Annotated in this window: 12 protein-coding genes and 1 pseudogene; 6 read left to right on the top strand and 7 right to left on the bottom strand. The window is 77.4% G+C overall.

The annotated features are described in order from the left end of the window. The 3 genes from HLB09_RS05730 to HLB09_RS05720 form a co-directional block, all read right to left on the bottom strand. On the bottom strand, window positions 1–1006 hold a 1006-nt coding region (locus HLB09_RS05730; protein ID WP_212770609.1), incomplete at its 3' end, for an ABC transporter transmembrane domain-containing protein. A gap of 98 nt (window positions 1007–1104) precedes the next feature. After that, window positions 1105–2130, bottom strand: a complete 1026-nt coding sequence (cydB, locus tag HLB09_RS05725) for a cytochrome d ubiquinol oxidase subunit II (RefSeq protein WP_171202445.1) — start codon at window positions 2128–2130, stop codon at window positions 1105–1107. A gap of 41 nt (window positions 2131–2171) precedes the next feature. Next, window positions 2172–3716 (bottom strand): cytochrome ubiquinol oxidase subunit I, encoded by a 1545-nt coding sequence (locus tag HLB09_RS05720; protein ID WP_171202444.1) that lies wholly within the window; start codon window positions 3714–3716, stop codon window positions 2172–2174. A 151-nt stretch (window positions 3717–3867) separates the two neighbouring features. Here HLB09_RS05720 and HLB09_RS05715 point away from each other — a divergent pair, with 151 nt between their 5' ends. Then, entirely contained in the window at window positions 3868–4242 is a 375-nt protein-coding gene (locus tag HLB09_RS05715; RefSeq protein ID WP_171202443.1) for a BlaI/MecI/CopY family transcriptional regulator, read from the top strand. Window positions 4243–4258: 16 nt separating this feature from the next. Further along, the gene (locus HLB09_RS05710; RefSeq protein WP_171202442.1) at window positions 4259–5194 is read left to right on the top strand and encodes a M56 family metallopeptidase; all 936 of its coding nucleotides are present in this window, start codon (window positions 4259–4261) and stop codon (window positions 5192–5194) included. 165 nt (window positions 5195–5359) lie between these two features. Here HLB09_RS05710 and HLB09_RS05705 read toward each other — a convergent pair whose 3' ends face one another. Genes HLB09_RS05705 through HLB09_RS18340 form a run of 3 tightly spaced genes read right to left on the bottom strand, consistent with a single transcriptional unit; the run spans window position 5360 to window position 8202 of the window. Beyond that, window positions 5360–6331, bottom strand: a complete 972-nt coding sequence (locus tag HLB09_RS05705; protein ID WP_171202441.1) for a dienelactone hydrolase family protein — start codon at window positions 6329–6331, stop codon at window positions 5360–5362. A 51-nt stretch (window positions 6332–6382) separates the two neighbouring features. After that, entirely contained in the window at window positions 6383–7705 is a 1323-nt protein-coding gene (locus tag HLB09_RS05700) for an MFS transporter (RefSeq protein ID WP_171202440.1), read from the bottom strand. Then, a complete protein-coding gene (locus HLB09_RS18340; RefSeq protein WP_212770608.1) occupies window positions 7702–8202 on the bottom strand; it encodes a MarR family winged helix-turn-helix transcriptional regulator in 501 nt (166 codons plus the stop codon). Before HLB09_RS18340 ends, HLB09_RS05700 begins: the two co-directional genes overlap by 4 nt. 118 nt (window positions 8203–8320) lie before the next feature. Here HLB09_RS18340 and HLB09_RS05690 point away from each other — a divergent pair, with 118 nt between their 5' ends. From HLB09_RS05690 to HLB09_RS05675, 4 genes are all read left to right on the top strand, one after another. Continuing rightward, a complete protein-coding gene (locus HLB09_RS05690) occupies window positions 8321–8710 on the top strand; it encodes a DUF2530 domain-containing protein (protein ID WP_212770607.1) in 390 nt (129 codons plus the stop codon). Window positions 8711–8757: 47 nt separating this feature from the next. Further along, window positions 8758–9630, top strand: coding sequence for an LLM class flavin-dependent oxidoreductase (locus HLB09_RS05685; protein WP_171202438.1), 873 nt, complete (start codon window positions 8758–8760; stop codon window positions 9628–9630). A 360-nt stretch (window positions 9631–9990) separates the two neighbouring features. Next, window positions 9991–11628 (top strand): peptide chain release factor 3, encoded by a 1638-nt coding sequence (locus HLB09_RS05680; protein ID WP_171202437.1) that lies wholly within the window; start codon window positions 9991–9993, stop codon window positions 11626–11628. A 163-nt stretch (window positions 11629–11791) separates the two neighbouring features. After that, window positions 11792–12169 carry an SdpI family protein gene (locus HLB09_RS05675; RefSeq protein ID WP_171202436.1) on the top strand — a complete coding sequence of 126 codons (378 nt, stop codon included), beginning with the start codon at window positions 11792–11794 and terminating at the stop codon, window positions 12167–12169. A 116-nt stretch (window positions 12170–12285) separates the two neighbouring features. On the opposite strand, the pseudogene HLB09_RS05670 reads toward HLB09_RS05675, so the two are convergent. Further along, a pseudogene (locus HLB09_RS05670) lies at window positions 12286–13937 on the bottom strand (hypothetical protein); the annotation flags it as partial.

Here is a 13937-nt window from a genome sequence, read left to right as displayed (position 1 = left end):
CGCCTGGGTGGCGCACGCGCACGCCCGCGGCGGCGACCGACGGCGCGCCGACGGCGGCCGGCGCGACCGGGGCGGCACCGCCGTCGTCACCCGTCAGCACCGCGTCCACCTCGTCGACGACGGCGGTCGCGTCGGCGGCGGCGTGGAAGCGGGCGCCCACCTCGCGCATCGGCCGGTAGGCCTCCGGCGCCAGCAGGATGACGAGGAGGGCGGGCAGGAGGTCCATCGAGCCGGCCGCGACCCGCAGGCCCGCCTCTACGGCGACGAGGCCGACGGACAGCGTCCCGACGAGGTCGAGCGCCGTCGAGGACAGGAAGGCGAGGCGCAGCACCCGCGTCGTCTCGGCGGCCTGCCGGCGCGTCATGTCCGCGACGACGTCGACCTGGCGCTGCGCCCGGCCGAAGAGCCGCAGCGTCGGCAGCCCCTGGACGACGTCGAGGAAGTGCCCGGCCAGGCGCTGCGTCGCCTCCCACCGCTGCTGCGCGCGCTCGGCCGTCGCCCACCCGACGAGGGCGGCGAACACCGGGACGAGCGGCAGGGTCACGAGCACGACGAGCGCGGACGCCGGGTCGACGAGCAGCATCGCGAGGACGACGAGCGGCGGCACGACGGCCGCGACGACGAGCGAGGGCAGGTAGCCGTCGAACCACGGCCGCAGCGCGTCGACGCCGCCGGTGAGCAGCGCCCCGAGCCGCGAGGGGCCGTGCTGCGCCACCCACGCGGGCCCGCGCCGCAGCACCGCCGCGAGGGCGGCGCGCCGGACCTCGTCGACGGCCACGGCGCCGGTCCGCGTCGTCAGCACGCGCTCGGCCCACGAGAGCACCGCCCGCAGCAGGAGCCCGGCGGCGAGCAGGGCGAGCCAGCCGTCGACGCCCAGGGCGGGTCGCTCCCCCGCTCGCCCCGGGTCCGCCAGGGCGACGAGCGCGGTGACGAGCCCGGCGAGGACGCCGGCGAGGGCCACGGTGACGACGGCCTGCAGCGCCGACGCGACGACGACGGCCGCCACCCACGGACGGGCGCCCGGCGCCTGCCGCAGCAGCCGCGGGTCGACCGGGCCGCGACGGCGGCGGACCGCAGGTCCGCCGGAGCGATCAGCGCCGCCGCTCACGTCGACACCCGCTCGCTGGCGACCCGCTGACGGAGCACCCAGTACGAGAAGGCCTGGTAGGCCACGACTCCCGGCAGGACGAGCACCCCGGCCCAGCTGATGAGCCGCAGCGCCGAGTCCGTGGCCGACGCCGAGGCGAGGGTCAGCGAGTACCCCGGGTCGAGCGTGCTGGCGAGGACCACGCCGTCGGCGATCCCCGCCGTCAGCGCCGCGACGACGCCGGCGGCGACGACGACGGCCGTGCCCGCGAAGGCGGCGGCCTCGCGGCGCCGGGCCACGAGCAGCGCGACGACGGCGAGCACCGCGGCGGCGCCGGTCTCGAGGACGGCCGGCCCGGTGCCGACCAGCGCCGTCACCAGGGCGACGACGGCCAGCGCACCCGCGCCGACGCCCGCGACGACGACCGCCGTGCGCCGCGCCCGCACCCGGAGCGGCCCCGTCGTCCGCAGCCCGAGGAAGGTGGCGCCGAGGAGCAGCGCCGCACCGACGGCGACGACCGCCCCGGCCAGCGCCTCCCACGAGGCGAGCGGCGCGAGGGTCCGGGCGAAGCCCGCCCCGAGGCCGTCCGCCGCCGCCACCTCGCCGTCCGCCCCGAGCGCGAGGCCCCGGGCGAGGACGGTGAGGAGCGCGCCGAAGAGGGCGACGACCCCGAGCGACGTCGCGGCGAGCCAGGCGTCGCACCGCCGGCGCCAGGCCGCGCCGGAGTGCTTGCCGCGGAACTCCAGCGCGACGCCGCGGCCCGCCAGCAGGAGCAGGACGAGCACGAAGGGCAGGAAGAGCCCGGACATGAGCGCCGCGTACCAGTCGGGGAAGGCGGCGAAGGTGACGCCGACGGCCGCGACGAGCCACACCTCGTTGCCGTCCCAGAACGGGCCGATGGTGCGGACGGCTGCCGAGCGCTCGTGGTCGTCCCGGCCCAGCAGGGGGGCGAGCGCACCGACGCCGAAGTCGAAGCCCTCGAGGACGAAGAAGAGCACCCAGCACAGCACGACGAGGGCGAACCAGACGGTGACGAGGTCCACGGCGGTCTCCGGAGCTCGGGAGGGAAGGGCGAGAAGGCGGGTCAGTAGCTGGGCGCGAGGTCGTCGTCGCGGCTGCGGCGCCCACCGGGCGTGCCCTCGCCGTCGGCGGGCGGCTCGTCACCGGCGTCGCCGTCGGCGTCGTCGTCCCGCTCGCCGCCGGAGAGGGCGCCCGTGTCGAGGTCCTGCCGCGTGATGTGGAGCACGAGGCGGGTCCACACGACGGCGATGACGCCGTAGACGACCGTGAAGGCGGCGAGCGCGGCGAGCGCCTCGCCGGCGGTGAGGCCCGGCGAGAGGCCGTCCTCGGTGCGGGTGAGCCCGAAGGCGAGCCACGGCTGGCGGGCCGTCTCGGTGAAGACCCACCCGAAGGTGCCGGCGGCGGCGGGCAGCAGGGGCAGCACCGGCAGGAGGCGCAGCGCGCGGCGCACCCAGCGGTTCTCCACAGGCAGCTCGTGCCCGCGGCGGGTCGCCCAGAGGTAGGCGGCGGCGATCGCCGCGGCGGCCATCCCGATGCCGATCATGGCGCGGAAGGACCAGTAGGCCATCCACACGACGGGCGCGTACTCCCCCGGTCCGAACTGGGCGGCGTACTGGGCCTGCAGGTCGTCGATGCCCTGGACGGTCGCCGTCGGGTCGCCGACGGCGAGGACCGACAGCAGGTACGGGACGTCGAGGCTGAAGAACGGCTCGCCGCCGCCCGGCCGGCCGATGGCGAAGATCGAGAAGGGGGCGCCGGCCGTCGTCGTGTAGAGGGCCTCGGCGGCCGCCATCTTCATGGGCTGCACCTGCGTCATGACCTTGCCGAGGACGTCGCCCGTCAGCGCCGTGAGGGCGCCGCCCGCGAGGGTGAGCCAGGCGCCGACCCGGGCGAGGGTGCCGAAGGCGAGCCGCTGCTCGTGGTCGTCGCCGCCCTCGGGCTCGCCCGGCTCCCCGAGGCCCGAGGCCGTCGGCACGTGCACCCAGCGGCGCCAGGCGCCGATCGCCAGGAGGAGGGCGCCGCCGAGCATGGCCGCGCCCGCGATGGTGTGCGGGAACGCCGCGAGGTTCACGGGGTTGGTCATGAGGCCCAGGAAGGACTCGAGGCGGGCCCGGCCGCGCTCGGCGTCCCAGGTGTAGGCCACCGGGTTCTGCATGAAGGCGTTGGCCGCGAGGATGACGAACGCCGAGATGAGCGTCCCGACGGCGACGACCCAGATCGTCGCGAGGTGCAGGCGCCGCGGCAGGCGGTCCCAGCCGAAGTACCAGAGACCGAGGAAGGTCGCCTCGAGGAAGAAGGCGAGCATCCCCTCGATCGCCAGCGTGGGCCCGAAGACGTCGCCGTAGGCGCGGGCGAAGTCGCTCCAGCCCAGGCCGAACTGGAACTCCTGCACGAGACCGGTGACGACGCCGACCGCGAAGGTGACGAGGAGCAGCTTGCCGACGAGCAGCGTGAGGCGGCGGTACCGCTCGCGCCCGGTCCGGTGCCAGGCCGTGTGCAGCCCGGCGGTCACCGCGGCGAGCGTGATCGAGAGCGGCACGAACAGGTAGTGGTAGATCGTCACCACCGCGAACTGCAGCCGCGTGATGTCGAGCACGTCGAGCGCCATGGCCGGTCCGTCCTGCCCGTCGAGGGAGTCCCGAGCGCCTTCTACGACGCTCGCCGTAGATACTACGCGTCGTCGTACGTCGGCTTGCGTACGGGGTGCGACGTACGACGAGCGGTCGTCGTCAGCCTGGTGGCGGCGGTACGCTCGCCCGATGGCCGGGACGGGACTGGGGGACCTCGAGCGCGAGGTCATGGCGCAGCTGTGGGGCGCGCGCGAGCCGATGACGGTGCGCCAGGTGCACGAGAGCCTCAGCGCCGGACGCTCCCTCGCCTACACGACCGTGATGACGGTGCTCGACCGGCTGGCGAAGAAGGGCGTCGTCCGCCAGGAGCGCGCCGACCGCGCGTACCGCTACGCCCCCGTGCAGACCCGCGAGGAGATGACGGCGGCGCTCATGCTCGACGCGCTCGGGGCCGCGCCCGACGACGCCGCGCGCGACGCCGCGCTCGTGCACTTCGTCGGCCGGGTCGGGCCCGAGGGGGCCGCCGCGCTGCGCGCGGCCCTCGAGGCCTCCCGCCCCGCCTGAGCCCGGCCGCGCGCGCGTGACGTCGATCGCGCTGGGCGCCCTCGGCCTCGCGCTGTCCCTGCTCGTCCCCGAGGCCCTGGCGCGCGCCCGGTGGACGGCGAGGGTGCCGCGCGCGTCCGTCCTGCTGTGGCAGGCCGTGACCCTGGCCTCGGTCCTGTCGGCGGTCGGCGTCGTGCTCGTCGGCCCCGAGGAGCTCGTCCGCGCGCTCGACACCGGCCCGGACGTCGAGGCCTGGGCGCTCGTGGGAGCGCTCCTCGTGGCCGCGCTCATCACGGCGCGCCTGCTCGTCTCGCTGGCCGGCGTCATGGTGCGCTCGCGGCGGCGACGGGCGCGGCACGCCCAGCTCGTCGACCTCCTCGACCGCGCCGAGCAGCACGCCGACCTCGAGACCCCGGGCGCCGCGCCCCTGCGCGTCCTCGACGGACCCCTGCCGCTCGCCTACTGCCTGCCGGGCCGCTCGCCGCGCGTCGTCGTCAGCGGGGCCGCGCTCGACGCCCTGAGCCGCGACCAGGTCCGCGCCGTCCTCGCGCACGAGCAGGCGCACCTGCGCGCCCGGCACGACCTCGTCCTCGAGTCCTTCACGGCCGTCCACCGCGCCGTCCCCGCGCCGCTGCGCAGCCGCACCGCGCTCGACGCCGTCCACCTGCTGCTCGAGATGGCGGCGGACGACGTCGCGCGCGCCCGCTGCGGCGCCGAGCCCCTGCGCGGGGCGCTCGCGACGATGACGTCCACGGGCGACCTCGCGACGACCGCGAGCGACGGCCCGCCCGCCGGGGAGGCCGCCGACCGGGAGCGGCGGCTCGAGCGCCTGCGCGGGGCCGCGCCGACGTCGTCGCGCCTGCGCGCCGGCGTCCTGTCCCTCGCGGTCGCCGTGCTCGTGCTGCCGACCGTCTTCCTCGTCTGGCCCTGGCTCGTCGACGCCCTCGCCGCGGGGCCGCTCCTCGGCCGCTGACCCTCCGGCGCGCCCTCTCCGCGACCCGCCCAGGCGCCTGGCCCGGCGAGCTGTCGACGAGGTGCCGCGCAGAGCGCCGCCCTCACGGCGATCTGTCGACGACGTGCCCATCGGGACACCGTCATCCCGGCGATCTGTCGACGACGTGCGGCCCTGGAAGCGGGGTCAGGCGGAGGGAGCGTCCCCTGCGGCCCGGCCCACGCGCGTCGTGCCCGGCCGAGCGGCACCGATCCAGCCGACGGGCGCCTCCCCCGCCGCGGGCGGCGCGTCGTCGGAGCCCACCCCGGCCACGGCGTCGACGGTGCCCGGTCCGCCGGGCGCGACAGCCGCGTCCTCCGACGACGACGTCCCGGTGCCCAGCCCGGCCCGGTCGGCGTCGCCGCGCAGGTGGACGTCGAAGAAGGCGAGGATGCGGCGCCGCGCGTCGGCGGAGGCCTCGTGGTCGTGCGAGACGCCCATGACACGGCTCATGAGCGGCACGAGCGGCGAGGTGTCCGCCGTCCGCGTGATGAAGCCGTGCTGCGCGCCCGAGTACTCGCGGACGTCGTGCGGGACCCCCGCGCGGTCGAGCGCGGCCTCGAGGCGCGCCGCTCCCCCGGCGAGCATCCTGTCGCGGCCGCCGAAGCTCGCGACGACGGGGCAGGCGCCCTCGACGACGCGGTCCAGGGCGGCGTCGTCGTCCGGGAGCATCCCGTAGTTGACCGACGCCGCCGACCACCCCGGGCGCCCGGCGAGCAGGAGCGCGAAGCCGCCGCCCATGCAGAACCCGATGACGCCCACGGTGCCGGTGCAGTCCTCGCGCGCGGCGAGCGCGGCCCGCCCCGCCTCGATGCGCGCGAAGGCCGGCCCCTCGCCGCGGCTGACCTGCTGCAGCGTGCGCGCGACGCACGGCACCCGCCCCCAGCCCCGGGTGCGCCCGTCCTTGGCGTAGAGGTCCGGCAGCATCGCGACGTACCCGGCGGCGGCGAGCCAGTCGGCCTGGTCGCGCATGTCGTCGGACATGCCGAAGGCGTCGTGCACGACGACGACGCCCGGCCACGGGCCCGGGTCTCGGCGCGTCTCGGGGGGCGTCGACACGTACGCCGGCATCCCCGTGCCGCTGTCGCCGTCGGGGCCGGGGACGGTCGTCGTCGTCATGCGGGCACCCTCGTCCGCCCGTCCCCGTGCCGCACGCCGGGGAGGACGGGTTCAGGCGGCGCTGCGCGCCGCGCGGCCGCCGGCGGCGTCGAGGGAGTCGCGCGCCGCGGCCCCCTCGTCGGGGTGCAGCACCTGCAGGTGCGGCTGCTCGTGCAGGCGGTACCGGATGCGCAGCCGGTCGCGGCGCAGCACCCAGACGACGGCGCCCGCGACGGCGACGAGCGCGCTGGCGCCGCCGACGTAGATCGTCCACCGGGCGCCGAAGACGTCACCCACGACCCCGATGAGGGGCGAGCCGAGGGGCGTGCCCCCCATGAAGATCATCATGTAGAGCGCCATCACCCGCCCGCGCATCGCCGGGTCGGTCGTCGACTGCACGTACGTGTTGGCGGCCGTCATCATCGTGAGGCTGGACAGACCGACCGGGATGAGCGAGATCGCGAACAGCGTGTAGGTCGGCATGCTCGCGGCCACGAGCGACGCGACGCCGAAGGCGCCGGCGGCCCCGAAGACGAGCCGCAGGCGCGGGACGTCCCGCCGGGCGGCGAGCAGAGCGCCCGAGAGCGAGCCGATGGCGAGGATCGACCCGAGGACGCCGTACTCCGTGGCGCCCTTGTCGAACACCTGCGTCGCCACCAGCCCCGTCGTCAGCTGGTAGTTCATCCCCAGCGTCCCGACGGTGCCGATGACGACGAGGATGACGACGACGTCGGGCCGTCGGCGCACGTAGCGCAGGCCCTCGCGCACCTGCCCCTTCCCCCGCTGGGCCGCCGGGAACGGGTGCAGCTCAGAGGTCCGCAGACACCCGACGGCGACGACCGTCGCCGCGAAGGACACGGCGTTGATGAGGAAGACCGGCCCGGTGCCGAAGGCGGCGATGAGCAGGCCCGCGACGCCGGGGCCGATGAGGCGGGCGCCGTTGAACGAGGCGCTGTTGAGGCCGATGGCGTTGCCGAGGTGGTCGGGCGGCACGAGCGCCGCGACGAAGGTCTGCCGCGCGGGGGCGTCGAAGGCCGTCGTCAGCCCGAGGAGGGTCGCGAGCGCGTAGACGTGCCACAGCTCGGCCTGCTGGGTGACGACGAGGAGCCCGAGCACCAGGCCCCACAGGCCCGAGAGGCCCTGGGTCCACATGAGGAGCTTGCGCTTGTCGAAGCGGTCGGCGACGACGCCCGCGTACGGGCCGAGCAGGAGCATCGGCAGGAACTGGAGGCCCGTCGTGATGCCGACGGCGACGCCGGAACCGGCGGTGAGCACCTGCAGGACGAGCCAGTCCTGGGCGACGCGCTGCATCCAGGTGCCGACGTTGCTGACGAGGGCACCCGCGGCCCAGATGCGGTAGTTGCGGATGTGCAGCGAGCGGAAGGTCGCGCTCATGGGGCGACCACCCGCCGCAGGATCTGCGCGGCCTCGGCGAGGACGGCGCGCTCGTGGGGGGTGAGCCCGGCGAGCCGCTTGGTCAGCCACTGGTCGCGGCGGCGCCGGGTGGCCTGCAGGAGCTCGCGGCCGGCCGGCGTCGTCTCGACGAGCACCTGCCGGCGGTCGTCGGGGTGCGGGCGGCGGGCGACGACGCCCGCCTCGACGAGGGCGGCGAGCGAGCGCGTCATCGACGGCGGCTGCACGTGCTCGGCCTCGGCGAGCGCGCTGGGCGTCGTCGGCTCCATGCGCTCGAGGAGCGCGAGGACGGAGTACTGGCTGTCGGGGAGGGCGTCCTCGGTCCGCTCGGCGCGGATGCGGCGCACCGAGCGCATGAGCGCGACGCGCAGGTCGGCCGCGAGGGCGGAGGGGCCGGTGCCGGGGGCGCTGCGCCGCACCGGCCCGCCGTCGGCCGCGGGAGCGCGCTCGGCGGGACGGGTGCGGAGCTGCTGGGGCACGTCGTGAGCGTAGGTCATTACCCGGGCTAACGACATCCGGGACGGCGGGCATTCCCGCGCCCCCCGGGGCGGCGCCGGCTCCTGCGGGTGGCGCACCCACCGGCGCTACCGTCTCCCCGTGAGGTTCGCGCGCCTGCCCATGGAGGAGCGGCCGACGCCGCCCGCGCCGCGGACCGACGACCGGGTCGCCGCGCTCGCCGGGTCGGCGGTCTGGGCGGTCTCCCTCGTCGTCGTGCTCGTCCAGCGCGAGGCGCTGCTGGCCGACGACCGCGGCTGGTGGGTGTGGTGCTGCGTCGCCGGCCTCGCCCTCGGGCTCGTCGGCCTCCTGCACCTGCAGCGTCGCGAGATCAAGCACCGCACCGCGGTCCGCCGCGCCCGTCGCGAGGCACGTGCGGCCGCTCGCGAGGTGACCGCCGGCCCCGCGCGCCCGTCCCCGACCGCCCCGCCCGCCCCCTCGCCCGCCGTCGCCGATGACGAGCCTGCGCGCACCCCCGAGCCGCGCGGCTGACGCGGCGGCTCCCTCGGCGCCCGCCCCGCCGTCCCTAGGGTGGGCGTGTGACCGACCTCGGCGCCGTCTTCCTGCCCCAGCTCCCGCCCGAGCGCCTGCGCGAGGTGGCGCTGGCGGCCGACGCCTCGGGGCTCGACGAGCTGTGGCTGTGGGAGGACTGCTTCCGGGAGGCGGGCGTCTCCACCGCGGCCGCGGCCCTCGCCTGGACGGAGCGCGTGCGCGTCGGCGTCGGCCTGCTGCCCGTGCCGCTGCGCAACGTCGCGCTGGCCGCCATGGAGATGGCGGTGCTGCACCGCACCTTCCCCGGCCGCGCCGAGATGGTCGTCGGCCACGGCGTGCAGTCGTGGATGGGGCAGGTCGGCGCGAGGGTCGCCTCCCCGCTGACCCTCCTCGGGGAGCACCTCGACGCGCTGCGCCACCTGCTCGCGGGCGAGGAGGTGACGACGTCGGGCCGCTACGTGCAGCTCGACGGCGTCCGCCTCGACTGGCCGCCGCTCGGCCCCGTGCGGGTCCTCGCGGGCGCCGAGGGGGCGAAGACGCTGGAGCTCTCCGGCCGCGCCGCCGACGGCACGGTCCTCGTCGCCGGCACGACCCCGGAGCGCCAGCGGGCCGCCCGCGAGCGCATCGACGCCGGCCGCGCCGCCGCGGGCCGCGAGGACCACCACCGGGTCGTCACCTACCTGCTCACCGCGACCGGCCCCGACGCCCACGAGCGGATGGCGCGCAGCCGCGCCGAGTGGGACCTCCCCGACGCCGAGGACGTGGCCGTCGCCGGGACCGCCGAGCAGGTCGCCGACGCCGTCCGCCGCCTCGGCGCCGCGGGCGCCGACGTCGTCGTGCTGCAGCCCACGGCCGACGACCCCGACCCCGCGGGCTTCGCCGCCTGGGCCGGCGAGCAGGTCCGCCCGCTCCTGCGCTGAGGGGCCAGGCGGCGGCTCGACCGGGCGGCGGGGCGGGCAGGCGGAGGAGCCGACTCGCACTGCCGGGCACACGCCAGGAGCGCCTGGTGACGCGCGCCCGGAGCGGGTGGAGGCACGGGCGCGGCAGGCACGTCAGGCCGGCGCCCCGACCCCAGCGCGCCCCAGCACCAGCGCGCCGAGCCAGTGCCCGAGCGCCCGCGCCACCACCCGCGGACCCAGCCGAGCCAGTGCCCGAGCGCCCGCGCCACCACCCGCGGACCCAGCCGTGGCGGACGACCGAGGCGGCGGACGAGGACGCCCGGACGAGGAGGGCGCCGTCGTCGGGGAGGATGGGGCCGACCACCCACGACAGGACGAGTGATGAGCACCAGCGCCCCTGCCCTCGCCGAGCCCGAGGCCGCGATCCCCGCGGACGCGCCCGACGCGCCGAGCCGCCACGCGGCGGTGCGGCGGACCTTCGCCGTCATCAGCCACCCGGACGCCGGGAAGTCGACGCTGACGGAGGCGCTGGCGCTGCACACGGGCGCGGTGACGCGCGCGGGGCACGTCAAGGGCAAGGCCGGGCGCGCGGGCGTCGTCTCGGACTGGCAGGAGATGGAGCAGCAGCGCGGCATCTCGATCTCGTCGGCGGTCCTGCAGCTGGACCACCACGGGCACGTGCTGAACCTCGTCGACACCCCGGGGCACGCGGACTTCTCGGAGGACACCTACCGAGTCCTCGCGGCGGTCGACTGCGCGATCATGCTCGTCGACGCCGCGCGGGGCATGGAGCGCCAGACGCGCAAGCTCTTCGACGTCTGCAAGCACCGGGGCCTTCCCGTGCTCACGGTCATCAACAAGTGGGACCGCCCGGGGCGCGAGGCGCTCGAGCTCATGGACGAGGTCGCGCAGGTCACGGGCATGACGCCGACGCCGCTGACGTGGCCGGTCGGCGTCGCGGGCGACTTCCGCGGCGTCGTCGACCGCCGCACCGGCGGGTACACGCGCTACACGCGCACGCCGGGCGGGGCGACCATCGCCGAGCAGGAGCACCTCTCGCCGGAGCAGGCCCTCGAGCGCGAGGGCGAGACGTGGACGACCGCCGTCGAGGAGGCCGAGCTGCTCGCCGTCGAGAACGGCGACCACGACGAGGAGGGGTTCCTCGCCGGGCGCACGACGCCGGTGCTCTTCGCCGCGGCGGTGCTGAACTTCGGCGTCGACCACCTGCTGGAGACGCTGCTCGAGCACGCGCCCGCGCCCGGCCCGCGGCCCGACGTCGCGGGCGCCCCGCGCGCGCTCGACACCGGCTTCTCCGGCCAGGTCTTCAAGATCCAGTCGGGCACGGACCGCGCGCACCGCGACCGGGTGGCCCTCGTGCGCGTGTGCTCGGGCCACTTCGAGCGCGGGACGCCGCTGACGGTCGCGCGCACGGGCCGCACGCTGACGACGAAGCACGCCCAGCACCTGCAGGGGGCCTCGCGCACGAGCATCGAGGAGAGCTGGCCGGGCGACGTCGTCGGGCTCGTCGGCGCCGCCGGCATCGAGGTGGGCGACACGCTGCACGCGCGCGGTGCGGTGGAGTACCCGCCGATCCCCTCGTTCGCGCCGGAGCACTTCGTCGTCGCGCGGCCGGCGGACCTCTCGCGGAGCAAGCAGTTCCACAAGGGGATCGCGGAGCTCGACGCCGAGGGCGTCGTCCAGGTGCTGCGCTCGGACCTGCGGGGCGAGCAGGCGCCCGTCCTCGCCGCCGTCGGGCCGCTGCAGCTCGAGGTGGCCTCCCACCGGATGGCGGGCGACTTCAGCTGCCCCATCCGGACCGAGCCGCTGTCCTACAGCGTCGCCCGGCGGACGACGCGCGAGCACGTGCAGGCGCTCACCCAGCAGCGCGGCACGGAGGTGCTCGAGCGCCGCGACGGCGACCTCCTCGCCGTCTTCACCGACGTGTGGCGCATGAACGGCGTCGTGCGCGAGCTGCCCGGCGTCGTCCTCGAGCCGCTCGTCGCCGACACGACCGGCTGACCGCACAGCGACCTGCGCGACGCCGCCGCACGGCGGTGACGAGGCCGCTGACCTGCGGCGACGCTCCGCCGGCGACGAGCAGCGGTCCGATGCGCAGGTCGCTGGGCGGCGCCCCCGGCCCTGTCGCCGCCCCGACCACCAGCCCGACGACCGAGGAGGCGCCGTGGACCTGGTCGCCGGACTGCTCGTCCTCGCCGTGACCGCCGCGGCGATCCTGCTCGTGCTGCGGCTCGTGCGCCCCGACGCGATCGAGCGGCGGGGGCGCAACGCGTGGGTGGGCATCCGCACGGGGACGACCATGCGCTCGGAGGCCGCCTGGGTCGCGGCGCACCGCGCCGCCTGGCCGCTCGTGCGAGGGGGGTCCCTCGTGGCGCTCGCGGCGCTGGCGCTGCTCGGTGCCGTGTGGCTGGCGACGGGCCGCGACGAGGACCTCCTGGGCCTCGGGAGCGTCGGGGTGATGATCGTGTGGGTGGCACCCCTGCTCGCCTCGATCGGCCCGGCGCACGAGGCCGCCCGCGCGGCCGAGGACGACGAGCGCTGACGCCCCGCCATGGGCCGCCGACGGGGAGGACGAACCCTGCAGCGGCGGCGGCGCCGACTCGCTGACCTGCGCTGACGCTGCGCGCACGCAGGTTCGTCCTCCCTGACGGCGGGCCGTCAGGCGCCGGGGCCGTCCAGCGCCACGTCGACGAGGAGCGCCCAGGGTGCGGGCGAGCCCACGGGTGCGGGCAGGCCCGCAGCGAGCAGCGCCTCGGCGAGCGCGGACCGCGCTCCCCAGGCGCCGGCCACCAGGGCGAGGACCCGCCCGGCGCCGCGGGCGTCGACGGCGTGCGCGGTGACGGCGCCGTCGGCGTCCTCGAGCCAGGCGTCGACCTCCTCGCCGTCGACGACGAGCCGGTCGTGCAGGACGAGCCGCACCCGCTCGACGCCGGGCCCGCCGGCCAGCCGCAGGAGCGCGCGGACGTCGTCGGGCAGCGGCACCGCGCGCCCGTCGCCGTCGACGCGGCCCGGCAGCTCCTCGGACGCGAGCCCCAGCCCGAGGGCGTCCGCGACGGCCTCCGCCGCGCCGGGCGGGACGACGAGCGCCGGCCCGCACGCCGGGTGCGCCGCGCGGAGGGGGTCGTCGACGACGACGACGTCCTCGGCGGGGCGGCGCACGACCCGTCCGCCGTCGACCGCGGCGAGGTGCTCGAGGTGGTCGGGCACGCCCTCCGGCGGCGCTCCCTCGCGCACCCGCTGCGCCAGGGCCGCCCACGCGGTGAGGAGGTCGACGAGCGCCGGGTCACCGGGCGGGTCCAGCACCGCGGCCCAGGCACGCAGGTCACCGAGGTCGCCCCAGTCCCGCGCCACGCCCGCGGCGGCGCCCCAGGCGGGCGGCAGCGCCCGGGCCGCCCCGGAGGCGGGCGGGAGCAGCGCCCGCAGGGCGGGGTCGGCGTCGGGCGTCGCCGTCGGACCGGTCGGACCGGTCCCCCTCGGGGTCGAGGAGTCGCCGGAGAGGGCGGTCCCCAGGGCGAGGGCGGTGGGGGACGGCACCTCGAGGGCCTCCCCCGCGGGTCCGCGCAGACGCAGCCGCGGGTGCAGCCGCCGACCCGCGCGAGGGTCGCCCAGGGCCGCGGCGAGCAGGGCGACGACGACGTCGGCGGCGTCGACATGGAGGTCAGCGGGGCGGACCACGAGGTCGAGGTCGCGCACCAGGGCCACCTCGTCGGCGACCCAACCCCCCGCGCCGTCGAGCGCGTCGAGGACGAGGTCGAGCCACTCCGGGGCGGCGTCGGCCAGCGCCCCCGGCGGGTCGTCGAGGTCGACGTCGTCCCACACGAGGAGCCCGGCGGACGCCGTGACGCCGGCCGCCGCCAGCACGGCCACCGGCCAGCGGTCGAGCAGGTCGGCGGCGACCGGCGCGACCTCCTCGGGGTCGAGCGCCGCCTCCGCCGGGGACCCCGGCAGCACGAGCGACGCCGCGGGCGCGAGCTCGTCGCCGTCGTCGCGCAGCGGGAGGTCGAGCAGCCACGCGCGGGCGCCCGCCACCACGCCCACGGGCCACGGGCCCGCCCCACCGTCGTCGGGGCCGTCGTCGGGTGCGTCGTCGGCCAGCCAGCCGAGCACGACGTCGGCGACCGCGTCGACGACGTCGTCCGGGTCGGCGTCGCCGGGCCCGCCACCGTCCCCGGCCTGCTCCTCCTCCCCGGCGCCCAGCCCGAGCACGAGCGCGTCGAGGTCGTCCTCGGCCAGGGCGTCGGCGAGGGCGAGGACGGCGCTGCCGGTCGCGGGGTCGTCGAGGAGGGCGCCGACGCCCGCGGGCGCGGCGC

Origin of the sequence: Pseudokineococcus marinus (assembly GCF_013004605.1) — a bacterium.
Classification (GTDB): Bacteria; Actinomycetota; Actinomycetes; order Actinomycetales; family Quadrisphaeraceae; genus Pseudokineococcus; species Pseudokineococcus marinus.
The sequence above is the reverse complement of the archived record's forward strand: the minus strand, read 5'-3'. Positions and strand labels throughout refer to the sequence as shown.

Excerpts from the sequence above, each read along its gene's own strand:
- HLB09_RS05720 (WP_171202444.1), bottom strand. The coding sequence starts at position 3,716 with ATGGCGCTCGACGTGCTCGACATCACGCGGCTGCAGTTCGCGGTGGTG.
- HLB09_RS05715 (WP_171202443.1), top strand. The coding sequence starts at position 3,868 with ATGGCCGGGACGGGACTGGGGGACCTCGAGCGCGAGGTCATGGCGCAG.
- HLB09_RS05705 (WP_171202441.1), bottom strand. The coding sequence starts at position 6,331 with ATGACGACGACGACCGTCCCCGGCCCCGACGGCGACAGCGGCACGGGG.
- HLB09_RS05700 (WP_171202440.1), bottom strand. The coding sequence starts at position 7,705 with ATGAGCGCGACCTTCCGCTCGCTGCACATCCGCAACTACCGCATCTGG.
- HLB09_RS05680 (WP_171202437.1), top strand. The coding sequence starts at position 9,991 with ATGAGCACCAGCGCCCCTGCCCTCGCCGAGCCCGAGGCCGCGATCCCC.